This window comes from Candidatus Poriferisocius sp. (assembly GCF_965202595.1).
Lineage (GTDB): Bacteria > Actinomycetota > Acidimicrobiia > Acidimicrobiales > Bin134 > Poriferisocius.
This window is the reverse complement of sequence record NZ_OZ241836.1, coordinates 2,210,269-2,232,618: the sequence shown is the minus strand read 5'-3', so window position 1 is coordinate 2,232,618 and position 22,350 is coordinate 2,210,269. Positions and strand designations below refer to the sequence as shown.

The following is a 22,350-nucleotide window of genomic DNA, read 5'->3' as shown; positions in this document are numbered from 1 at the left end:
TGTTGGCCCTCCGCCTATCCGTCTACCAGCGGTTCCATCGGGTGACCATTTCCAGGGGTTCACGGCGGGCGGGGCCGAAGTCGGTGCCGATGGTGTGGGCGAAGGGGATGAGCGCAAGCTGCATCACCTCGTCGTGGGGTATGCCCAGAAGCTCGGCTGCCTCCTGCTCGTAGCAGAGGTGGATGGTGGTCCACACCGTTCCGATGCCCCGCTCGCGGGCGGCCAGCATGAACGACCAGGCCGCCTGGATCACCGACCCCACGTGGGAGGCCACGGTTACCGGGGGTTGATCCCACACCCGTCCCATCAGGCACGGGATCAGCATTCCCGGCACCTCGTGCAGGTGCTCGAACAGGTGGCCGGCCGAGGCATGCATCCTCTGGTTCTCGGCCTCCAGCCGGGCGGGGTCGGGCACGGCCAGCCGGGGCAGTATGCCCAGGTACTCGCCGGCCACCTCGCCGGCCCGCCGGTACAGTTCGGCGAGGCCGGCGATGATGTCGGGCTCGGTAACCACCATGAACCGCCAGTTCTGCCGGTTCGACCCGGTGGGAGCCTGCACCGCAATCTTGAGGCATTCGGTGATCAGCTCCGGTGCCACCGGCCTGGATGTGTCCAGTCGCCGCCGCACCGCCCGGGTGGTGGTGAGCACCTCGTCGGCGCTCAGGTTCAGGTGGGACATCCCCCGACTCTAACCCCCTCGGTTCCGGTGATTCGCCGGCTTGGGGATCACCGGTCCTGGGGTGGCCACTGGTGGTGGGGGCGCAGAGGGCCTTTACCTCCACCCCCACTTGGAAGGGATCACCGGCCCTGGGGTGGCCACTGGCGGTGGAGGCGCTGTTCGGGTGAACTGGCCGGTAGCATTGCCCCATGGTGATGTTGGTTGCTCGTGGTGCGCCGACGGTTGGTGATGCTGCTCGGGCTGCTGAGGCGATTGCGGCGGCTGATCCGGGCATTGTGCGGGTGGTTGTCTACGGCTCGGTCGCCAAGCAGTCGCAAGACGACGACTCCGACATTGACATTGTCGCCATCACCAGCTCGACTTCTGCTCCCGGTGAGGGTCACGAGGCTGCGCGATATGGGCTCCGTCAAGCTGCTGAAGCGGCCTGCGGCATCAGATGCGACGTGCTTCTCATCAATATCGGCGAATGGGAATGGGTCGCCGAGCACGCCCGCTCCTCCGTTTTCGGGGAAGCGCGGGCTCATGGCCTCACCCTGTGGGAACGCCCCTGCCCACCTGCGGTACCAAGTGCCGGGGAGTGTCTCATGGCCAGGGACGACTGGCTGCTCGCCATCGCGGATTTGAGAGTGGCCGGCAGGAAGAACCGGGAGCTGGCTCGCACCCTGAAGTCGATTCCCAGATGGGTGGCCGAAGGGGAGTGGGGGGTCGAGGACCGCCAGGATGCCTGCGAGTCGATGTTGGAGGTAGCCCACATGAGCATCGAGAGGAGCCTGCTCGCACTGGGTCGGCTCCACTTGCGGCGGTATCTCGACAACCACCACAACATCGATGCCATGGCACACCAGCTTCGCCTCACCCCATCGGGGTCGTTCGTGGAAGCCCTGCTCGGTGATTTGGATACGGCTGAGAAGGATGGCAAGCACACCAACTGGAGGTTCAGCCCGTACTTCGGTTCGTCGGACTCCTTCCGGGTGATGATTACCCCCGAGAACACTGCCGACCACATCGGGGTTGCCGCCGGCCTCATCGAGCACGCTATTACCTGCGTCGAGGAGTCCCCGATGCGCCACCACCCAGTACCCACCTATGCTGCCAACACTCTCACCCGCGCCTGGGAACCCATCGGCTTTCTCCGCCGGCATGCCACCCCCGATTACCTGCGAGAAGGGGTACTTCCCCGACTCTAACCCCGCCCCGGCTGCGGGGGTTCGTCAGGTTTGGGCGTCCCCGGTGTCCCCGGCTTCCCCAGTTTCCCCGTTATTTCCGGGGTTCACCAGATCGGGCATATCGGCATCGTACAGCCACGACCTGACCAGGCTGACCGCCTCGGGTCCGGCTAGGCGGTTGACCACATCCAGGAAGATCTCGGTGTTGGTGGTGCCCCCTGCGGTTTGGTCGTAGTGGGTTCGCAAGATACTGAAGAACACCTCGTTGCCCACCGAGGCGCGAAGGGCGTGCAGCGTTTGGGCCCCGCGCTGGTAGATGGTGTGGGAGTCGAACAGCTCGTGAATCTCGATGGCCGCGGGTGGGGAGGTTCCCGCCAGGGCAAGTTCGTAGTGCTCGTCGGCCATGAGATCATTTATGTCCAACTCGTAGTAGTCGGCCATGAACAACCGCCCCAGATAGTGGGCGAAACCTTCGTGCAACCAGATCTGGTCCCAGTTGTCGACGGTTGAGGAGTTACCCACCCACTGGTGGGCCAGTTCGTGGGCGATCACGTAGGGATCCAGATCCAGGCAGCCGTGGATCGACAGCGTCTGGTTCTCCATGGCCCAGCCCAGGGTGAACGGCATCACGATCGTGCCGTAGGCGTCGAACGGGTAAGGACCCAGGATCTCCTCCAGGAAGCTGACGGCCCTGGGGGTAAGCGCCAACTGGTGGAGCACCACCGTGTCGGAGTCGGGGTGAACGTAATCGCGGATCAAAAGACCGTTTGCCAGCCGCTTCTCGTGCCGCTCGAAGTCGCCGATGTAGATCGCGGCCAAATACGTGGCCATCGGGTCCTCCATCTTCCAGGTTGTGGTGGTGCGGCCGTTCGATGAGGTCTCATCGGTTAGCACCCCGCTGGCCGCGGCGGTCACCCCGTCGGGGACGGTGATCTTGAATGTGAAGGTGGCCTTGTCGGTCGGATGGTTGTTGCTGGGGTACCACGTCATCGCCCCCGAGGGCTCACTGCTGGTGAAGATCACTCCTTTGGCCCATTGCCACCCCAGGGGGGCGGGAACACCGGGATCATCCACGGGTTGGGGGGTTCCCGAATAGGAGATGGCGGCCGAGAACCGCGCTCCGGCGGTGATGGGGGCAACCGGCCGGATTGTCATCTCGTTGCCATCGCGGGTGAACCGGGCCTCGGTGCCGTCCACCGTCACCGCGGTCACATCCAACCCGTGGAAGTCCAGGTTGAAGCGGGTCAGGTTCTCGGTGGCGACCGCGGTCAGGGTGGTGACCGCGTCGATGGTGTTGGTCGTTGGTTCAACATCCAAAGAGATGTCGTAGTGGATGACGTCGTAGCCACGGTTGCCCATCAGCGGGTAGAACCGGTCGCCCACCCCGGCAGCAGGGTCCACCGGGGTGGGCCGGGCGGTTGGTGCCGGTGGTGGTTTCAGGCCTATGTAGAAATCGTCGGTGTCCAGGGACCCGCCCGGGCACTGCAAGTGGGGTCTCGGGTAGTACATCGATGGTGGGGTGGGTGTCAATGTTGGGTTGCGTACCGATGGTGGGGTGGGTGCCGAGGTGTTCCCGGCCGGTTCGGTTCCCGCGGCTACGGCGGTGGGTGGTGCGGGTTCGCGCTCGCCGTTGTCGTTGCATCCGGCGATCAGCGTCAAAGTGATGATCAGGCAGGCCCGCAGTTTCCGGCCGGTCATGTGCCAACCCTACCGGGGTCGGGGTCGGAGCGGGCGGCGAAGGCGGACTCCAGGGCCAGCATCGCAGCTTGCAGCCCGACCCCCAGGCGGTCGGCTTCGGCGACGAACGCTTCGGCGGCACCGGCCAGTTGCCGTTCCAGCACCGAGAACGCCACCGGTGGTTCGTCCACCACAAAGGTGCCCGCCCGTCCCCGGCCCTCGACGATGCCCGCCCATTCCATCTCCCGGTAGGCCCGGGCCACCGTGCCCGGTGCCAGGTTCAGCTCCTGGGCCAGCACCCGGATGGGCGGTAGCCGTTCACCGGGCTTGAGCCGGCCGGACGACACCATCAGCCGCAACTGGGCCCGCAGTTGTTCATAGGGGGGGATTCTCGAGCCGGTGTCTATCCAGATCCGCACACCGGCATTGTACTAATGTATTGACTCAATCATCACAAAATAGGTCAAAAAATCTTATTTTTTATTGTCTTTTGGTAATGGGTTGACTTATTGTATTGACTTGATAATGTAAGGTTGGCGGCCAGAAAGGACAGCAACCATGAAGCTCATAACTGCGGTGGTCAAACCCCATCAGGTGGAGGAGATCAAAGAGGCGCTGGCCGAGGTCGGGGTCCAGGGGATGACGGTGAGCGAGGCTCAGGGTTTCGGTCGCCAGGGCGGCCACACCGAGACCTACCGGGGTACCGAGTACAAGGTGTCGTTCACTCCCAAGTCTCGGATCGAGGTTGTGGTGGACGATTCCTCGCTGGCCGCGGCCACCGAGGCCATCGTCGGCGCAGCCCGCACCGGCAAGATCGGTGACGGCAAAATCTGGACATCCTCGGTGGAGAGCCTGACCCGAATCCGCACCGGCGAGCAAGGCTCCGACGCCCTCTGACCCATCCGGTCTGGGTGGCTACCAGCCGGTGGCTACCAGCCCTCTGACCCATCCGGTTCCGGTGGCTACCAGCCGGTGGCTACCAGCCCTCTGACCCATCCGGTTCCGGTGGCTACCAGCCCTTCCAGTCCGGTTGCCGGCGCTCCTTGAAGGCGTTGACCCCCTCGGTGGCATCCTCGCCGGCCATCAGTATCTCCTGGGCCCAGGCCTCCATCTCGAATAGGGTCTGGCGGCTGGTCTCGAAACTGCGGTTCACCAGCATCTTGCTCATGGTCAGGCTCTTGGTGGGTTGCGTAGCCAGGCGCTCGGCCCACGACCGGGCCACCGGCATCAGCTCGGCGGGGGGCACCACCCGGTTAACCAGCCCCATGGCGGCGGCATCGCTCGCCCCTATGTCGTCGCCGAAGAACATCAGCTCCTTGGTCTTTTGAGGGCCGATCAGCCGGGGTAGCAGGTACACCCCGCCGGCATCGGGTACCAGGCCCCGGCGCACGAAAACCTCGATGAACCGAACCCCCTCGGCCGCGATCACCAGGTCGCAGGCCACCGCCAGGTGAACGCCCATGCCCGCCGCGGTGCCGTTGACCGCGGCGATAACCGGTTTCTCGCAGTCCAAGATGGCGGCCACCAGCTTCTGGGCCCCGGTGCTGATTCCCCGGGCCACCTCCATGATGGCCCGGTCGGGTGCGCCGGGCGGCCTCACCCGGTCGGGCTGGGCCACCCGGAGATCGGCACCGGTGCAAAAGCCCTTGCCCACCGCCGTGAGGATCACCGCCCGAACGGCCAGATCCTCGCCGGCTCGGGCGAACTCATCGGCCAGGAAGTTCCGCTGGTCGGGGGTTATCGCATTGTGGGCATCGGGACGGTTCAGGGTGAGGGTGAGTACACCACCGTTTCGGGCCACCAGGATGTCACCGCCGAGAACCTCGGTGATCGCACCTTGCGGATTCTTTGTGTTCATGTTGGTTCTCCCTCGTCCTGCGGGCTCTTTGTGTTCATGTTGGTTCTCCCTCGTCTTGCACGATCGGCGGTTCCGGTAGTATCCACCCGGCTGTCGAGGAAAGCTAGACCACATAGGCTCAGAACATGTACATATCCATAGCCGGCCCGGTCACCCTTGAGGATGTGAACAATTTTGGGGAGTTCCATGTGGTGATGGATGGTGATGAGGCGGCGGCGGTGGCTGCTCTCGACGGCCGGGCCGGGCCTTCGCAGCGGGACAACCACCTGTGGATCGACATCGCCCTGGTGCGGGAGCTGGCCGGCGATGCCGCCGGCACCGAGTGGGAGGCTCGGTTCGAGGCCATGCTGGCCTACGCCGCCACCAAGGGTTGGATCGACGAACCCAACGACCGGGTGGAAGCCCACATCCAACCCCCGGGCTGAGCAGGGGGGCGAGGCTCAGCCCTTCGGGTTCACCCTTTCAGGCTCCGTCCCTCAGTTCGGAGAACAGCTCGGCCACAAGGGGTTGGGGGGTGCTGTGGAGGGAGATGTGGATGCGGTCGGCCAGGCCGTCGAAGCGGTTGCGGATCTCGGATGCGGCTTCGGCGGGGGTGCCCTGGACGCTGAGGGTGCGCACCATGGCGGTGTCCCACACGTCCCCGATGGCATCCCACCGGCCCTGCTTGGTCAGCCGGTTCAGCTCGTCCTGGAGTTCGCCCCAGCCGTGGGCGTCGAGCACCACCCGGTAGGCCGGGGTGGATCCGTAGAAGCCCAGATTCGACCGGCAGCGCCGATCCACCGCCCGCACCTCGGCCTCGCCGGCATCGTCGCCGTGGAGGCCGACGATCACCCCTACCCCACAGGTGAAGTCGTCCCGGTGGCGACCGGCGGCGGCCAGGCCTGCTGCTACAGCGGGCATGGTCGCCGACCGCAGGAACTGCTCGGAGCAGAACGGGTGTATGAGGATGCCGTCGGCGGTTTCGGCCACCATCCGGGTCATCCTCGGTCCCAGCGCTCCGGCCCAGATGGGCGGTGCCCCCCAATCCAGCGGGTCGGGCTCGAAGATCGGGGTGGTCAGGGTGAAGGTGTAGTAGTCGCCCCGGAAGTCCAGCCGTTGGCCTTCCTGCCAGCAGGCAAATATCGCCTTGGTTGCGGCCATCAGCTCTCGCATCTGGGCCACCGGCCGGTCCCACACCGCGCTGTAGCGCTTGGTGATGTGGGGTTTGATCTGCGACCCCAACCCCAGGGCGAACCTCCCGCCCGACAGCCGGTGCAGGTCGAACGCCTGGTAGGCCAGGTGCATCGGGCTGCGAGGCAGGGCGATGGCCACGTTGGTGTAGATGTCCATGCCGGTGTATTCGGCCGCGGCCACCAGCGGGAAGAAAACATCCCGCTGGCCCTCGAAGGTGAACACCCCGTCCACCCCCATGGCCTCGTAGGCTTCGGCCTGGGCTCGAACCTCCCCCAGATCCGCCGACAACGCCATGTCGAATCTCATGGGGTTTCCAGGTGGGGCCATGTCGAATCTCATGGGTTGCTCCCGGGGTGTTCGGGTGGGGCCATGTCGAATCTCATGGGCTTTCCATGCAGAGGTGTTCTGGTGCGGCTCATGGGCTTTCCGGGCGGGGGTGTTCTGGTGCGGCTCATGGGGTTTCCAGGCGGGGGAACATCGGGAAGGACACTTGATCGGTGCCGTCTTGAGCGGGGAGGCCGCCGGCGAAGATGGGCCACACCGTCTCGGCGGTGTGGGGATGGGGGATCGACCAGTCGAACTCGTGGTCGATGCCGGCCATGGTGGTGAACGGCCACATCAGGCCCCGGAAGTAGACGTGGGTTCCGTTTCGGACCTTCTCCTCGAAGCTCCAGGTGTTCATCAGCCGGTAGGCATCGGCCTGAGCCTTTCTCACCGCTGTCAAGATGTCGGGCAGTTCCTCCCGGTCAACCGGTAGCAGCTTGCCGCCGGGTTGGGGGTCGAACACCGACATGGCCTCCAACCAGGCCAGGTTGTCGGCCGGCACCGAGAACGTGGACGACAGATCGTTCACCCGGTTGTGGACCCCGGGGCGGAACACCAGTCCGACCACCAGGTTCTGGTGGGGGACATCGGCAGCCACGTGGCTCCACGGGATCCAGCTTCGGGCCAGCGACGAGAACTCCCTAACGATCATGTGGCGTCCGTTGGGCAACGGGTACGGCCCGCTGTCACCGGTACCCAGCCGGGTGTCCAGGTACAGCAGGAACAGGTACTGCTGGAGGCCGGCGACGAACCGGCGGGCGGCCCGGTTCTGGGTGTCGCCCTCCACCGGCCAGGCCGCCTCGTACAGGGTGTCGATCGTTTCGGGGTCGCAGGTTCGCAGCGTGTCGGCCGCGTCCCAGCAGGAGCGGAACCCGTCGTCCCGCCAGGGCTCCACCCAGCGGATCCAGTAGTCGATCAGGAATCGCACCCGCTCCTGCACATCGTCCACCTGGGGGGCCAGGCCCATCTTGGTGAACTCCTCCAGCGCCCGCCAGCCACCGAAGGGGATGCAGGCCAGGGCGAACGGGTGGGCGTTGGTGGTCTGCGTGCCCGGCCCCCGCATTCTGGCCCCCAACTCCGACGCCTCGATCACCTCGTCGCAGCGGCCCAGAATGTCGGGCCACCGCAGCCAGGCCTCCATCCCCGAATAGCCGGTGTACTCCCGCACCGGGATCAGCCCCGAGGTGAGACCGGTGCGCCGGCGGGAGTTCTCCGAGACCAGGATGTCCCAGAACTCCACCTGTAGGTTCAGCTCGTCCACATCCAAAGCGATGGTTTGGGCCATGGCTGGGCAGGATAGCCATTGGCGGGGGGCGGGCTGTTACTGCTGCTCTGCCGGGTTGGTAGGTGGGCCCGGCCAGGATAGCCATTGGCGGGGGGCGGGCTGTAGGCATCGAAGCGGCGGCGCATTCCGTTTGGTTACCGGGCCCGGGGTGGGGTCGATTATCACGAGGCTTTGGTTCGGCCTACGATCCTCCAATGCTTGCGGCAATTATGCGAGAAGTGGGCCGAAACACCCTGGATGTCTGCGATGAGGTGGAGATGTTGGATTTGGGCCCTGATGACGTTGCCATCAAGATCACCCACACCGGGGTGTGCCACTCCGACGTGTCGGCCATGAACGGGACCATACCCCAGGCCCCACCGGCGGTTCTCGGCCATGAGGGGGCAGGAATCATCGAGGAGGTGGGTTCCAACGTGGACGATCTGGCCCCGGGGGACCATGTGATCGTGGTTTGGTCGCCGCCGTGCGGGGCTTGCGTCTACTGCACCGGCCGCAACCAGCCCAACCTGTGTTCGGCCATCACCTTCGGCTCCATGGCCCGGATGAAGTTCCGGCAGGGGGGCCAGGACATCGGGGGCATGGCCGGGGCCGGCACCTTCGCGGAGAAAATGCTCATGCCTCGCCAGGGTGTGGTCAAGATCGACCCCGACATCCCGCTGGACGTGGCTTCCCTGATCGGCTGCGGGGTGATGACCGGGGCCGGGGCCGCCATGAACACCGCCAGGATAACCCCCGGTTCGTCGGTGATGGTCATAGGCGCCGGCGGCGTGGGCGTGGCGGCCATCCAGGGGGCCAGGATCGCCGGGGCGGCCGAGATCGTGGCCGTGGACAAGAACCCGGCCAAGCTGGACGAGGCCATCGCCTTCGGGGCTACTCACGCGGTGGGGCCCGACGACTTGGAGGGGGCCAAGAACGAGATCACCGGGGGTGAGGGGTTCGACTATGCCCTGGAGTGTGTCGGGGTTCCCGCGCTCATGCGCACGGCTTACGACATGACCCGCCGGGGCGGCACCTGCTGCATAGTGGGGGTGGGTCGCTTGGAGGAGATGGTGTCGTTCAACGCCTTCGAGCTGTTCTACAACGAGAAAACCCTGGTGGGTTCCTACTACGGCGGCACCGATGCGCGCACCGACTTCCATCGGCTCCTGCGGTTGTGGAAGCACGGCAAGCTGGATCTGGAGCGCATGATCACCCGCCGCATTACCCTCGATGAGATCAACCCGGCTCTCGAAGCGGTAAGAAACGGCGAGGTGGTGCGCCAGGTGGTGGAGTTTTGATGGTGGTGCCGGTGGTGCGCCAGGTGGTCGGGTTTTGATGGGTGGCGTTTCGGGTCGGGGCAGCCCGGTGTTTTCCGGGGTGACCGGTCGGGGACGGCTGGTGCGTTTCGACACGCCCGACGATGTGATCGCGGTGCTCGATGCCGGTGATGAGTCCGTCTCGGAGACGGTGGCTCTGGTCAAGGACGCCGGAGCCACGTTCTTGGCCCCGATCGAGGCCGACCTGGCCGGGATCCTGTGCCGATCGGGCGACATCGAGAGCCATCTGGCCATCATCAGCCGAGATTTTCGTATCCCCTGCCTCATGGGGGTGGTGTTCGACGGGGATGAGCCGGCCGACGGAACCCCCGTGGTCATCGATACCGAAGCCGGTACCGTCTTGGTGGGAGGTTCCGGGGACGAGGGGACCAATGGCTGACCAATCGAAGCCGGTATCGTCCTTGGTGGAAGGCTCTGGGTTGAAATTCGGGGGTTGGCGAGGCGATGGCTGAGAAGCTGCGAGCCGATCTGGTGCTGGAGTACCCGTTCACCCGGACCACCGGCCCGGTTATAGGTGCCTTTCTCACCGGGCTGAGGGAGGGGATCGTTCTCGGTATCCGCCGCCCCGATGGAACGGTGCTGTGCCCTCCCACCGAATACGACCCCTGCACCTCTGAGCCGCTCACCGAACTGGTGGAGGTGGGACCGGAGGGCGAGCTGGTGAGCTGGACCTGGGTGAGCCCGCCAAGACCCCAGTCCCCCTGGGACGGGCCCCACGGTTTGGGTCTGATCCGCCTGGACGGGGCCGATACCACCATGGTTCATGGGGTGCTGGTGGACGACCCCGCCGACATGGTGGTGGGGATGAGGGTGGTGGCCCGGTGGCGGGCCAACCGCCAGGGCCATATCACCGACCTGGAGGGGTTCGTACCCTCTGGGTCGCCGGGGCAGGATTTGGAGGGGTTCGTACCCTCTGGGTCGCCGGGGCAGGATTCGTGAGCGTGGATCCCCGCGTTCTGCCTGCGGCGCTGTCCGGCGAGGTGAGCCTGCCCGAAAGGTTGGCCGGGGTGGAACCGGTGAGGTCGGTACGCACCCCCATTCGCCTGGAGTACGACTTCATCCCTGGCGAGGCATCGTCGGGGTATCTGAACGCCATCGCCGACCGCAGGATCCTCGGTCAGCGGTCCCCGGTGGACGGGGCGGTGTTCGTGCCCCCGCGGGGGGTTGATCCTCGTCACGGTGCGGCCACCCCCGAATACGTGGAGTTGCCCGACACCGGCCATGTGGGGGGCTTCTGCGTGACCCGCCTGCCCATCCCGGGGCGCGACGACCTGGAGATTCCCTACGTCAGCGCCTGGATCCACCTGGACGGGGCCGACATAGGCTTTCTGGGTCTGGTGGCGGGCATTGACACCTCCCAGGTTCGTATGGGGATGCGGGTGCGGGCGGTGTGGAAGCCCGATGACCAGTTGGGTTGCACCGCGGAGAACATTCTCTACTGGGAGCCCACCGGGGAGCCCGACGTGGCGGTGTCGGCAGCCGGAACCAACGCCTGGCACGCCAAGCAGGCTGCATCGATTCCGTTGCCGGAGCAGGAACGGGCCGGGGTTGGCGATCCGATTCCGTCGCAGAAGCAGGGCTGATGAGAGCGGTGGCGGTGGTGGCGGTGGCCCAGCACCAGCAGAAGGCGCTGACCCACACCTCCGAGGTGGAGCTGATGGTGCCGATCATCAACCGGGCCCGGGATTCGGTGGGGCTGACCCAGAACGACATCGGCTTCACCTGCTCGGGCAGCAGCGACTTTTTGGCCGGGCAGGCGTTCTCGTTCGTCCACACCCTGGACGCGGTGGGCGCGGTTCCCCCCATCAGCGAGAGCCATGTGGAGATGGACGGTGCCTGGGCTCTGTACGAGGCTTGGGTGAAGCTCCAGATCGGCGAGGTGGACACCGCGCTGGTGTACAGCTACGGCAAGTCGTCGCCGGGGTCGCTGCGCGATGTGCTGTCCACCCAGCTCGACCCCTACTACCTGGGGCCGCTGTGGCCCGATGCCTTCGCGATGGCCGCCCTTCAGGCCCGGGTCATGCTCGAGTCGGGCACGGTCAGCGAGCAGAGGCTGGCCGAGATAGCGGTCCGCAGCCTCAACGGTGCCACCGGCAACCCGCTGGCGGTGCGGTCCTCGGCCACGGCCACCGTGAACAGCGTGCTGGCCGAGGCTCCCATTGCCGATCCGCTGCGCCCCAGCGATTGCGCGGCCTCGGCCGACGGGGGCGTGGCCGTGGTTCTGGCTGCCGGTGACCGGGCTCGCGAGCTGTGCGAGCGCCCGGCCTGGATCAGGGGCATCGACCACCGCATCGACCCCCACCAGCCGGGGGTGCGGGACCTGACCCGGGCTCCCAGCGCCCGAGCGGCCGGGGTCGGGGCCGGGGTGGGCGACGACCGCCTGGACGCTGCCGAGCTGGCCGCTCCGTTCAGCACCCAGGAGCACATTTTGGAGATGGAGCTGGGGCTCGGGCCCGGCACCGTGATCAACGGCGGCGGCGGGGCGCTGGCCGGCCACACCATGATGGCCGCGGGCCTGATGCGCATCGCGGATGCCGCCGATCGGATCCACCGCGGTCGAGCCGACCGGGCTCTGGGCCACGCCGCTTCCGGTTTGTATCTCCAGCAGAATCTGGTGTGTGTGATGGAGGGGGAGTGATGGCTGAGCGCACTGCGGTTTTGGGGGTGGGGCAGACCAAGTACCAAACCACCCGGGGAGATGTTTCCATGCCCGGTCTGGTGCGGGAGGCCGCCTACCGGGCGCTGGAGGATGCCGAGCTGGATTGGGATGCCATAGACGCCGTGGTGGTGGGCAAGGCTCCCGACTTCTTCGAGGGGGTGATGCAGCCCGAGCTGTTCTTGTCCGAGGCCCTGGGAGCGGTGGGCAAGCCGCTTTTGCGGGTGCATACTGCCGGGTCGGTAGGGGGGTCCACCGCCCTGGTGGCCGCGTCGCTGGTGCAGGCCGGGATCCACCGCCGGGTTCTCACCCTGGGGTTCGAGAAGCAGTCGGAGTCCAACGCCACCTGGGCGCTGTCGCTGCCCCAGCCCTTCTCGGTGTCGATCAACGCCGGGGCCGGTGGCTACTTCTCGCCCATCATCCGCCAGTACATGGCCCGTAGCGGTGCTCCCGAGCTGGTCGGCTGCATGGTGGCGTTCAAGGACCGCCGCCATGCCTTGCGCAACCCCTACGCCCATCTGCAACAGGAGGATCTGACCTTCGAGCAGGTGGTGGAGTCGCCCATGCTGTGGGAACCGGTGCGTTTCTCCGAGACCTGCCCGTCGTCGGACGGGGCGTGCGCACTGGTGCTGGGGGACGAGGCGGCCGGGGATGCATCGTCCAGGCCGGTGGCCTGGGTCCACGGCGCGGCCATGCGCAGCGAGGCCAACAACTTCCCCGGTCGCGACGAGGTCAATCCCCGGGCCAGCCGGGACTGCGCCGACGATGTGTTCACCCAGGCGGGCATAACCGACCGGCGGGCCGAGATAGATGCGGTGGAGATCTATGTGCCGTTCTCGTGGTACGAGCCCATGTGGCTGGAGAGCCTGGGGTTCTGCGGGATGGGTGAGGGTTGGAAGCTGGTGGAGGAGGGGGCCACCCAGCTTGACGGCGGGGATCTGCCGGTGAACTGCTCGGGCGGGGTGCTGTCGTCCAACCCCATCGGGGCGTCGGGGATGATCCGCTTTGCCGAGGCTGCGCTTCAGGTACGGGGCATGGCCGGTGACCATCAGGTGCAAGGAGCCCGCAAGGCCTTGGGTCACGCCTACGGCGGTGGTGCCCAGTACTTCGCCATGTGGATTGTGGGTGCCGGTAAACCTGCATCTTGATGTGTGGATTGTGGGTGCCGGTAAACCTGCATCTTGAGATGAAAAGATGCGGGGGTGAGCTTTACTGCCCGGGCGGTTGTGGCGGCGTTGCTGCTTGCTTCAACGATGGTGGCGTGCGGCAGCGATGACAAGGGGGATATCGAGGCATTCTGCATGCTGGCCCGCGAGGGTGTGGGTATGCACCCGGCCGAAGATGATGCAGATCTGGCCCGGCTGACCGCCCTGGAGGATGCCGCACCACCCGACATCCGGCCGGCGGTCACCACGGTGGCCAACGCCTCCCGGGAGGTGGATGAGATCGAGAACCTCCGTGAACTGTTCCGCCGAGCCTTCGCCCTGGAGGAGGCCGTTGCCGAGGCCCGCGATGAAATCCGTGACTACACCCAGCAACGCTGCTCCCCATAGGGGTGACCACCAGCAGGGTGCCGGGCGGTTCGGGGGTGGCGGGGTGACCACCACCGGTTGGGTGGTTCGATGGTGGCGGGGTGGGTGCTGGTTGGGTAGGGTCGGGGGTGTCTTCTGGGAGATGGGAGGAACCAATGGGATACCGGGTGGTCGTGGACTACGACTTGTGTGAGAGCAACGCCATTTGCATGCAGGTTGCTCCTGACGTTTTCGAGGTGCGTGACGACGACTTCTTGTACCTGTTGAACGAGACCCCGGGCGATGATGCCCGCGAGAGGGTCAACGAGGCAGTCCAGCGCTGCCCCAAGCAGGCCATCTCCGTCGCCGAGGAGTAGCAGCCTCTGCGCTCCATCGCCATCGTCGGAGCGTCGCTGGCCGGTACCAGGGCGGCCGAAACGCTGCGGCGAGACGGGTTCGACGGAGCCATCACCATCATTGGTGATGAGCCCCACCAACCCTACGATCGGCCTCCCCTGTCCAAGCAGGTTCTGGCCGGGGAGTGGCAACCGGATCGCATCCTCCTGTCCGACGGTGCCGCGCTCGGGGATCTGGATGTCGGGTGGCGGCTGGGTCACCGGGCTGTCGGGCTCGACGTGGCCACCCGCACCGTCACCCTCGACAGCGGTTCGCCGGTTACCGCCGACGGTATCCTCATCGCCACCGGGGCCCGCTGCCGTGAGCTGCCCACCGGCGGCCTGGACGGTATCCACACCCTGAGGGGCTTGGACGACTGCCTGGCGATACGGGCAGAGCTGGAGGCCACTCCCCGGCGGGTGGTGGTGGTGGGTGCCGGGTTCATCGGTGCCGAGGTGGCGGCCACCGCCCGGGGCCGGGGACTGGAGGTCACCGTGGTCGAGGCCCTGCCGGTACCGCTGGGCCGTGTGCTGGGTCCCGAGATCGGCACGGTATGCGCCGAGGTCCACCGGGATCACGGGGTGGATCTGCGCCTCGGCGTGGGGGTGGACGGTTTCGAGGGGCACGGTCGGGTGGAGCGGGTGAACCTCGGTGACGGCACCTCGGTGGATGCCGATGTGGTGGTGGTGGGTATCGGGGTGATTCCCAACACCGGCTGGTTGGAGGGCTCGGGGTTGGAGTTGAACGATGGGGTGGTGTGCGACGAGACCTGCCTGGCTGCCCCCGGCATCGCAGCCGCCGGCGATGTGGCCCGCTGGCCCAACCGCCTGTTCGGCGAGACCATGCGGGTGGAGCATTGGGACAACGCCATCGAGCAGGGCCAGCAAGCGGTGCGCCGCCTGCTGACCGCCGATGGCAAGGCCCAGCCCTATGCCCCGGTTCCGTGGTTCTGGAGCGACCAGTACGACCGCAAGATCCAGTTGGCCGGCAGGGTTCGGCCCGACGACGAGGTGCGCATCGTCACCGGATCCACCACCGAACGCCGGTTCGCCGCCCTGTACGGCCGGGCCGGCCGCCTCGTCGGCGTGCTCGGCTTCAACCGGCCCCGCCACGTGATGAAGTACCGCCAACTCGTTGCCCGGGGTGCCGGCTTCGAGGAGGCGCTGGCGGTAGCCGCCCGGGAAGGGTAGGAGTGGGCGCATGGGCGCTCCCGCCGAGTTTCCCATCAGCGAGCTGAAGGTGACTCAATGGTCACCCGATTGTTCGCGATCGGGGGATGTCAGCGAGACTTTTTATAATGCTGCTCGGGCCGGTCCAACGGCGGGCGGGTCCGAGACTAGGAATTGAGCCACAGCGGGGGGCGTTGTGCATACCGAAGTCGGGTTCGATCTGAACTCGATCATGACCCAGAGGGGAAGTGAGAACTTTCCTGTTGTGCTGAGAGTCGTACCGGCGCGCCCCCGGTCTCACCTGCTGGCCATCTACGGGTTCGCCCGCCTGGTGGACGACATCGGCGACGAGTACGGCGGCGACCGTTCGGCCGCACTGGATTGGGTGGAGGCCGAACTCGCCCGGGCCCGCACCGGCGAGGCCACTCACCCGGCCATGGCCCGGCTCACCCCTCTGCTTGCGGAGTTCGCCATCGGGGACGAGCCGTTCCTGGCGCTGATCGAGGCCAATCGGATCGATCAACGCCGGCACCGCTACCGAACCCAGGCCGAGCTGGCCCAGTACTGCGCGCTGTCGGCCAACCCGGTGGGTCAACTGGTTCTGGCGGTCTTCGGCGCGGCCACGCCCGAGCGCATTGCCCTCAGCGACGCGGTGTGCACCGGCCTGCAACTGGTGGAGCACCTCCAGGACATCGGTGAGGACTACACCGAAAAGGGTCGTATCTATTTCCCCGCCGACGAGATGGCCCGCTTCGCGGTGGATGAGGGTGACCTGGGGGCGGCTCGGGCCTCGTCGCAGCTCCGGCGGCTGGTTGCCCATCAGTGCGACAGCGCTCGGGGGTTGCTGAACCGGGGCGAGCCGCTGGTGGCCTCCCTCAACGGGTGGGCCAGGGTTACGGTGGCCGGTTATGTCGCCGGCGGTTTGGCCACGCTGGATGCCATAGCCGCAGCCGACCACGAGGTGCTGGGCAAGCTGCGGACCCCGTCGAGGGGTCGCACCGCGGTTCATGCGGTTCGGCTGGTGGCCGGGCCCCGGTTGACTGCCGGCTGGAGGCCAAGATGGAGGTAGCGCTTGCCTACCAGCGGTGCGAGGAGATCACCCGGGCTGAGGCCCGCAACTTCTTCTACGGCATCCGGTTACTGCCCGGGCCCAAGCGCCGAGCCATGTCCGCCCTGTATGCCATGGCCCGCCGCATCGACGACGTGGGCGACGGCCCGCTGCCTCCGGACGGCAAGCTGGCCCGGCTGGCCGAGCTGCGAACCGACATCGACGCTCTGGCCGGGGGCGGGCTCAGCAACCCGGATGATCCGGTACTGGTGGGTTTGCGCCATGCCATTGATCGGTTTCCCATCCCGGCGGCGGCGCTGAACGAGATAGTCACCGGATGCGAGCAGGATGCCGCCGGCGTGACCTACTCCACCATCGAGGACACCGAGCACTACTGCCGGCTGGTGGCCGGGTCGGTGGGGCGCCTGTCGCTGGGGGTATTCGGTTCCTCCGGTGATCCCGGCGAGGCGGCCGGGCTGGCCGATGTTCTGGGGGTGGCTCTTCAGCTCACCAACATTCTGCGCGACATCGTGGAGGATCGGAATATGGGCCGGGTGTACCTGCCCGCTGCTGACATCGAGCGGTTCGGCTGCGCCCCCGATCTCATCGGCCCGCCCGCCGCGGTGGGGGCGCTGGTGGCGTATGAGGCGGAGCGAGCGGAGCGGTATTTCGCCGAGGGGCTCGGGTTGCTGGACCGCCTGGATCATCGCAGCCGGGCCTGCACCGGTGCGATGGCCGGGATCTACCGCCGCCTGCTGGGTCGTATCGCCGCCCGACCCACCGCGGTGCTGGAGGGACGGCTGTCGGTGCCCACCCGCCAGAAAGCCTGGGTGGCCGTCCGCAGCCTGGTGGGGGTGCCGGCATGAGCTTTACCGGTGGCCGTCCGCAGCCTGGTGGGGGTGCCGGCATGAGCTTTACCGGTGGCCGTCCGCAGCTTGGTGGGGGTGCCGGCATGAGCTTTACCGGTGGCGGGCCGCAGCTTGGTGGGGGTGCCGGCATGAGCTTTACCGGGGGCGGGCCGCAGGGCGAGGGGTCGCCGGGGCCTCGGGTTGCGGTGGTTGGAGGGGGGTTGGCCGGGCTGGCCGCCGCGGTGGCCGTGGCCGACGGCGGAGCGGCGGTGACCTTGTACGAGCGGGCCCCCCGCCTGGGGGGAGCCACCTGGTCGTTCCGGCGCAACGGTCGCTGGTTCGACAACGGCCAGCACGTGTTCATGCGGTGCTGCACCGAGTACCGGGCCTTTCTGGGTCGCCTGGGGGTGGACGACCTGGTGGTGCAGCAGCGCCGGCTGTCGGTGCCGGTGATCGGTCCCGGGTGCCGACCGGCTCGAATCTTCCGCACCGGCGCTCCGGCCCCCCTGCACCTGGCCCGGTCGTTGATGGGTTACAAACCTCTATCTGTTGCCGACCGGCTGCGGGCGGTTCGCACCGCGCTGGCCCTGCGCCGGCTGGATCCCGACCACCCCGACACCGACGGTTTGAGCTTCGGGGAATGGCTCCGATCCCGGGGCGAGTCCGATCAAGCCGTTGGCGGGTTGTGGGACCTGATCTGCTTGCCCACCGTGAACCTGAGAGCCGATGACGCTTCGCTGAGCCTGGCGGTCAAGGTGTTCCGCACCGGTCTTCTGGATGCCGCCGATGCCGCCGATCTGGGCTGGACCCGGGTGCCCCTGGCCGCCCTCCACGGCGATGCCGCCACCCGGGTGATCACCGCCCGGGGCGGGAGCATCCAACTCGGGGCCCGGGTTGAGGCAGTGAGCGAGGGTCCCTCGGTGACGGTGGGCGGGCAGCGGGTTGACCACGATGCGGTGATCCTGGCCGTACCCCACGATGCGGTGGACGGCCTTTTGCCCCCCGGTACCGTGCCCGGCCAGGCCGGTTTGGCCGGTTTGGGTGTGTCACCCATTGTCAACGTGCATTTCGTGTTCGACCGCCCGGTCATGGACATCCCCCTCGCCGCCGCTCTGGACTCCCCGATCCAGTTCGTGTTCGACCGCACCGAGGCAGCCATCTGGGGCGGTGACGGCTCCGATGCTCTCGGTCGGGATGATCGTGGTGAGGGCTCCGATGCACCTCCCGGGACTCGCGGTCGGGGTGAGAGGGTTGCACCTACCGGGACTCGCGGTGAGCAGGTGGTGGCGGTGTCGCAATCGGCGGCGTTCGACGAGATCGGCGACCGGCCGGACGAGATGATCGAGCGCTACCGCTTGGCCCTTTGCGACCTCTTCCCCCGGGCGGCTGAGGCCGAGGTGGTGGACGCGGTGGTGACCCGGGAGCATCGGGCCACCTTTGCCGGCCGACCCGGCACCCGCCGGCTGCGGCCCGGCCCCACCACCGCCATGAGTGGGCTGTTCCTGGCCGGGGCGTGGACCGATACTGGCTGGCCGGCCACCATGGAGGGAGCGGTTCGCTCCGGCCACCGGGCCGCCCGCCTGGCGCTGGAGCACTACCGCCGCGTGCCCCCGGCAACCTCGCCGGTAAAGATCCAGAAGGTGACGGCGTGAGCCGGGGGTCGTGGGAGGCTTTGGATTCGGGTCTGGGGGTGACGGCGTGAGCCGGTTGTTTTGCGAGTTGTGGGAGGCTTTGGATTCGGGTGTGGGGGTGACGGCATGAGCCGGGAGTCGCCGGTTCAGGGCATCCTGAGGCGGGTCAGGGAGATGGTTGATCCGGCTATTGCCGATGTCCTGGCGGGGCTGGGCGATGAGCTGGGCGAGCCGGCCCGGTACCACTTCGAGGGCAGGGGCAAGGGGATTCGCCCGGCCCTGGCCATCCTGTCGGCCGAAGCAGTGGGGGCTCCTGCTGAGACCGGGGTGCCGGGAGCGGTGGCCATCGAGCTGATCCATGATTTCTCGCTGATCCATGACGACATCATCGACGGCGATACCGAGCGCCGGCACCGGGCCACGGTGTGGGCCAAGTTCGGTAACGGGGTCGGTGTCCTGGTGGGCGACGCTCTGCACGCGCTGGCGTTCGAGGTTCTGCTGGCCGATCCCACCCCCGAGAGGGTCAGAGCGTCCAAGGCTCTGACCGGGGCGGTTTCTGCCATGATTACCGGTCAGAGCCTGGACATGGCCACCGAGCAGCGATCCTGCACCACCCTCGAGCAGTGCCTGGCCATGGAACGGGGCAAGACCGGTGCGCTGCTGGCTTACGCCTCATCGGTGGGGGCGGTGCTGGCCGGGGCCGATGACACCGTTGTCGAGGGCCTGGCCGGCTACGGGATGAACCTGGGGGTGGCGTTCCAGGCGGTGGACGACCTGCTGGGTATCTGGGGCGATCCCGAGCGCACCGGCAAGCCCTCCGGGTCGGACCTGCGGGAGCGCAAACGATCGGTGCCGGTGGTGATCGCCCTCAACAGCGGTACCCCCGCGGCCGCCGATCTGGCCGCCCTCTACGCCCGTCCCCATCTGGATGCCGGCGATGTGGATGCCGCCCGGGCCCTGGTGGAGTCGGGCGGCGGCCGGGAGGGCACCGAGGCGCTGGCCCGAACCCACCACAACCTGGCGGTGGGGGCCATTGATTTGCTGGAGGATCGTGGGGTGGTGGTGGCCGGAGCGGCCGAGGAGCTGCGGCTGGTGGCCGATTTCATCATGGGCAGGGATTTCTGATGGAGGTTCAGCTCATGGGCAAGGATTTTCTGATGGAGGTTCAGCGGTGTCTGGGTCGGGCGCGGGACCGGCTCTTGAGCCATCAGGACATCGAGGGATGGTGGAAGGCCGAGCTGGAGACCAACGTGTCCATAGAGGCCGAGGACCTGTTCCTGCGAGAGTTCTTGGGCATTGCCGACCCCGAGGTCACTCGCCAAACGGCCAACTGGATCCGCCACTGCCAGCGGGCCGACGGTACCTGGGCCACGTACTACGAGGGTCCCCCCGATCTTTCGGTAACCGTTGAGGCCTACTGGGCCCTGCGTTACGCCGGCGACCCCGCCGATGCCGATCACATGGCCAAGGCGGCCGCCTACATCCGTGACGAGGGGGGAGTGGAGTGCAGCCGAGTGTTCACCCGGCTGTGGATGGCGTTGTTCGGGCTCTGGCGGTGGGAAGACCTGCCCGCCCTTCCCCCCGAGGTGATTCTCTTGCCCAAGCGGCTGCCTTTGAACATCTATGACTTCGCCTGCTGGGCCCGCCAGACCGTGGTCGCCCTGACCGTGGTGGGGGCCCATCGCCCGGTGCGTCCCATGGGTCTGGACCTGGACGAGATCAACACCGGGGTTGTTCCCCCGGAGAGGGAACCCGCGCCAGCCGGAACCTGGGCCCGGCGATTCCAGCGTCTGGACCGGGCTCTGCATCTCTACGAGCGTCGCCCCTCCCGGTGGCTGAGGGAGCGGGCCCTGCGCCGGGCCGAGCGCTGGATCATCAGCCGCCAGGAGGCCGACGGCTGCTGGGGGGGCATCCAGCCACCGTGGGTGTACTCACTGCTGGCGCTGCACCTGCGGGGCTATCCCCTCAACCATCCGATCCTGGCTCGGGGTCTGGCCGGGTTCGACACCTGGACCATCGTCGAGGGCGACATGCGCCGGCTGGAATGCTGCCAGTCGCCGGTGTGGGACACCTGCCTGGCGCTGGTGGCTCTGGCCGACGCCGGTGTGGACCCCGCCGACCCCCAGTTGGTGGCCGGTGCCCGCTGGCTGCTGGACGAGGAGGTCCGGGTGGTCGGGGACTGGGCCGAGCGCCGCCCGAATCTGCCCCCGGGCGGGTGGGCCTTCGAGTTCGAGAACGACAACTATCCCGACCTGGACGACACCGCCGAGGTGGCCCTGGCCCTGCGCCGCATTCGCGTTCCCGATTCCGGGCGGGTTCAAGATGCCCTGGACCGGGCGGTGACCTGGACCAACGGTATGCAGTGCTCCGACGGGGGCTGGGCCGCGTTCGATGCCGACAACTGCTCCCGGCTGGTGGCCGAGCTTCCCTTCTGCGACTTCGGGGAGGTGACCGATCCGCCGTCGGCCGACGTGACCGCTCATGTGATCGAGATGCTGTGCGAGTTGGATGCCGACGGGTTCGGTTCCGCAGTGGATCATCAGGTGGTGGCCCGCGGGGTGGCCTGGTTGAGCGCGGCCCAGGAACCCGATGGGTCGTGGTTCGGGCGATGGGGGGCCAATCATCTCTACGGCACCGGGGCCGCGGTTCCTGCGCTGGTCAGCGCCGGAGTGCCGACCGACGATGATCGGGTGGTGGCGGCTTGCCGCTGGCTGGAGTCGGTGCAGAATCGCGACGGGGGGTGGGGGGAGGATCTGCGCTCCTACGACGACCCGGCCTGGCGGGGACGGGGGATGTCCACCCCCTCGCAAACCGCCTGGGCGTTGCTGGCGTTGGTTGCGGGGGGTCGGGCTTCGGGCGAGGCCGCCCGGCGCGGGGTGGCTTGGCTGGTGGGCAACCAGCGCGACGACGGGAGCTGGGACGAGCCCTGGTACACCGGCACCGGTTTTCCGGGGGATTTCTACATCAGGTACCACCTGTATCGCCTGGTGTTCCCGGTGATGGCCCTGGGCCGCTGGCTGCGAGCCGTAGGAAACGGTAGGTGAGCCTGGTGGTGCTTTGCCCGTTGCGAATGGAGGCCAGGGCGGCCCGGGCCGGCATCCGCCGAGCCCGACCCGGGGGGGATGCCACTGTGATATGCACCGGCATGGGGCCGGAGCGCAGCCGCCGGGCCGCACCGCCGGTGGGGCCGTTGGGGCCGGTGGCGGTCGTGGGAATGGGTGGGGCCGTGGTCGGCGGCATCCAGCCCGGTGAGGTGGTGGTGGCCACCCAGGTGTCGGCCTTCGATGTCTCCCCGATCCCCTTGCCCGGAGCGGCGCTGGTGGCCGGCCGCCTGCGAAATGCCGGGTTTGCGGTCCATGCCGGCCCGGTGATCAGCGTGCCCACGGTGGCTACCGGCCGGCAACGGCGGGAGCTGGCTGATCGGGGGGCGGTGGTGGTAGACATGGAGTCGGCCTGGCTGCTGGAGAACCATCGTGGCCCCGCGACGGTGGTTAGGGTGGTGACGGACACCCCGAGGCATGAACTACGGTCGCCGGCGGTCCCGGCGAGAGTGATGAGAGCACTGAGAACCATTCGCCGGCTGATGCCGGTGCTGATAAGGGAGGTTTGCTGA

The 22,350-nt window shown here is 67.4% G+C and carries 24 protein-coding genes; 18 read left to right on the top strand and 6 right to left on the bottom strand.

The features are described from left to right. Positions 1-22: 22 nt before the first annotated feature. Positions 23-679: a nitroreductase family protein gene (locus ACOGXC_RS10145; protein ID WP_419918079.1), complete on the bottom strand. Its 657-nt coding sequence runs from the start codon at positions 677-679 to the stop codon at positions 23-25. A 188-nt stretch (positions 680-867) separates the two neighbouring features. Here ACOGXC_RS10145 and ACOGXC_RS10140 point away from each other — a divergent pair, with 188 nt between their 5' ends. Beyond that, a complete protein-coding gene (locus tag ACOGXC_RS10140; RefSeq protein ID WP_419918078.1) occupies positions 868-1,866 on the top strand; it encodes a nucleotidyltransferase domain-containing protein in 999 nt (332 codons plus the stop codon). Between the two features lie 24 nt (positions 1,867-1,890). Here the strand turns inward: ACOGXC_RS10140 and ACOGXC_RS10135 are convergent, their stop codons facing one another. Continuing rightward, on the bottom strand, positions 1,891-3,543 hold the full coding sequence (locus ACOGXC_RS10135; RefSeq protein ID WP_419918077.1) for a M1 family metallopeptidase: 1,653 nt from the start codon (positions 3,541-3,543) through the stop codon (positions 1,891-1,893). Beyond that, a complete protein-coding gene (locus tag ACOGXC_RS10130) occupies positions 3,540-3,941 on the bottom strand; it encodes a GntR family transcriptional regulator (protein ID WP_419918076.1) in 402 nt (133 codons plus the stop codon). The genes ACOGXC_RS10135 and ACOGXC_RS10130 overlap by 4 nt, the downstream gene beginning before the upstream one ends. A gap of 139 nt (positions 3,942-4,080) precedes the next feature. On the opposite strand from ACOGXC_RS10130, the gene ACOGXC_RS10125 reads away from it, so the two are divergent. After that, positions 4,081-4,419 (top strand): P-II family nitrogen regulator, encoded by a 339-nt coding sequence (locus ACOGXC_RS10125; protein ID WP_419918075.1) that lies wholly within the window; start codon positions 4,081-4,083, stop codon positions 4,417-4,419. A gap of 112 nt (positions 4,420-4,531) precedes the next feature. On the opposite strand, the gene ACOGXC_RS10120 is transcribed toward ACOGXC_RS10125, so the two are convergent. Next, entirely contained in the window at positions 4,532-5,380 is an 849-nt protein-coding gene (locus tag ACOGXC_RS10120; RefSeq protein ID WP_419918074.1) for an enoyl-CoA hydratase/isomerase family protein, read from the bottom strand. 125 nt (positions 5,381-5,505) lie between these two features. Between ACOGXC_RS10120 and ACOGXC_RS10115 the strand changes: the two genes are divergently transcribed. Further along, entirely contained in the window at positions 5,506-5,805 is a 300-nt protein-coding gene (locus ACOGXC_RS10115; RefSeq protein ID WP_419918073.1) for a hypothetical protein, read from the top strand. Positions 5,806-5,842: 37 nt separating this feature from the next. Here the strand turns inward: ACOGXC_RS10115 and ACOGXC_RS10110 are convergent, their stop codons facing one another. Both ACOGXC_RS10110 and ACOGXC_RS10105 read right to left on the bottom strand, forming a co-directional pair. After that, entirely contained in the window at positions 5,843-6,859 is a 1,017-nt protein-coding gene (locus ACOGXC_RS10110; RefSeq protein ID WP_419918072.1) for a TIGR03617 family F420-dependent LLM class oxidoreductase, read from the bottom strand. A gap of 145 nt (positions 6,860-7,004) precedes the next feature. Then, positions 7,005-8,162: a hypothetical protein gene (locus tag ACOGXC_RS10105; protein WP_419918071.1), complete on the bottom strand. Its 1,158-nt coding sequence runs from the start codon at positions 8,160-8,162 to the stop codon at positions 7,005-7,007. Between the two features lie 194 nt (positions 8,163-8,356). Between ACOGXC_RS10105 and ACOGXC_RS10100 the strand changes: the two genes are divergently transcribed. From ACOGXC_RS10100 to ACOGXC_RS10030, 15 genes are all read left to right on the top strand, one after another. Further along, positions 8,357-9,439: a Zn-dependent alcohol dehydrogenase gene (locus tag ACOGXC_RS10100; RefSeq protein WP_419918070.1), complete on the top strand. Its 1,083-nt coding sequence runs from the start codon at positions 8,357-8,359 to the stop codon at positions 9,437-9,439. A gap of 37 nt (positions 9,440-9,476) precedes the next feature. After that, positions 9,477-9,857: a PEP-utilizing enzyme gene (locus ACOGXC_RS10095; RefSeq protein ID WP_419918069.1), complete on the top strand. Its 381-nt coding sequence runs from the start codon at positions 9,477-9,479 to the stop codon at positions 9,855-9,857. A 65-nt stretch (positions 9,858-9,922) separates the two neighbouring features. Next, positions 9,923-10,417, top strand: coding sequence for a Zn-ribbon domain-containing OB-fold protein (locus ACOGXC_RS10090; protein ID WP_419918068.1), 495 nt, complete (start codon positions 9,923-9,925; stop codon positions 10,415-10,417). 2 nt (positions 10,418-10,419) lie between these two features. Then, entirely contained in the window at positions 10,420-11,061 is a 642-nt protein-coding gene (locus ACOGXC_RS10085; RefSeq protein WP_419918067.1) for a Zn-ribbon domain-containing OB-fold protein, read from the top strand. Beyond that, positions 11,061-12,116 carry a lipid-transfer protein gene (locus tag ACOGXC_RS10080; protein ID WP_419918066.1) on the top strand — a complete coding sequence of 352 codons (1,056 nt, stop codon included), beginning with the start codon at positions 11,061-11,063 and terminating at the stop codon, positions 12,114-12,116. The genes ACOGXC_RS10085 and ACOGXC_RS10080 overlap by 1 nt, the downstream gene beginning before the upstream one ends. Continuing rightward, on the top strand, positions 12,116-13,282 hold the full coding sequence (locus ACOGXC_RS10075; protein WP_419918065.1) for a thiolase domain-containing protein: 1,167 nt from the start codon (positions 12,116-12,118) through the stop codon (positions 13,280-13,282). The genes ACOGXC_RS10080 and ACOGXC_RS10075 overlap by 1 nt, the downstream gene beginning before the upstream one ends. A gap of 54 nt (positions 13,283-13,336) precedes the next feature. Then, positions 13,337-13,687 (top strand): hypothetical protein, encoded by a 351-nt coding sequence (locus ACOGXC_RS10070; RefSeq protein ID WP_419918064.1) that lies wholly within the window; start codon positions 13,337-13,339, stop codon positions 13,685-13,687. Between the two features lie 134 nt (positions 13,688-13,821). Then, positions 13,822-14,022, top strand: coding sequence for a ferredoxin (locus ACOGXC_RS10065; protein ID WP_419918063.1), 201 nt, complete (start codon positions 13,822-13,824; stop codon positions 14,020-14,022). A 6-nt stretch (positions 14,023-14,028) separates the two neighbouring features. Next, entirely contained in the window at positions 14,029-15,231 is a 1,203-nt protein-coding gene (locus tag ACOGXC_RS10060) for an NAD(P)/FAD-dependent oxidoreductase (protein ID WP_419920057.1), read from the top strand. 211 nt (positions 15,232-15,442) lie between these two features. Further along, the gene (gene hpnC / locus ACOGXC_RS10055) at positions 15,443-16,279 is read left to right on the top strand and encodes a squalene synthase HpnC (protein WP_419918062.1); all 837 of its coding nucleotides are present in this window, start codon (positions 15,443-15,445) and stop codon (positions 16,277-16,279) included. Further along, on the top strand, positions 16,270-17,124 hold the full coding sequence (locus ACOGXC_RS10050; protein WP_419918061.1) for a phytoene/squalene synthase family protein: 855 nt from the start codon (positions 16,270-16,272) through the stop codon (positions 17,122-17,124). The genes hpnC and ACOGXC_RS10050 overlap by 10 nt, the downstream gene beginning before the upstream one ends. Further along, a complete protein-coding gene (locus ACOGXC_RS10045; RefSeq protein ID WP_419918060.1) occupies positions 17,121-18,758 on the top strand; it encodes a hydroxysqualene dehydroxylase in 1,638 nt (545 codons plus the stop codon). The genes ACOGXC_RS10050 and ACOGXC_RS10045 overlap by 4 nt, the downstream gene beginning before the upstream one ends. A 105-nt stretch (positions 18,759-18,863) precedes the next feature. After that, positions 18,864-19,862, top strand: a complete 999-nt coding sequence (locus ACOGXC_RS10040; protein ID WP_419918059.1) for a polyprenyl synthetase family protein — start codon at positions 18,864-18,866, stop codon at positions 19,860-19,862. Continuing rightward, positions 19,862-21,781 carry a squalene--hopene cyclase gene (gene shc / locus ACOGXC_RS10035; protein ID WP_419918058.1) on the top strand — a complete coding sequence of 640 codons (1,920 nt, stop codon included), beginning with the start codon at positions 19,862-19,864 and terminating at the stop codon, positions 21,779-21,781. Before ACOGXC_RS10040 ends, shc begins: the two co-directional genes overlap by 1 nt. Then, the gene (locus ACOGXC_RS10030; protein ID WP_419918057.1) at positions 21,778-22,350 is read left to right on the top strand and encodes a hypothetical protein; all 573 of its coding nucleotides are present in this window, start codon (positions 21,778-21,780) and stop codon (positions 22,348-22,350) included. The genes shc and ACOGXC_RS10030 overlap by 4 nt, the downstream gene beginning before the upstream one ends.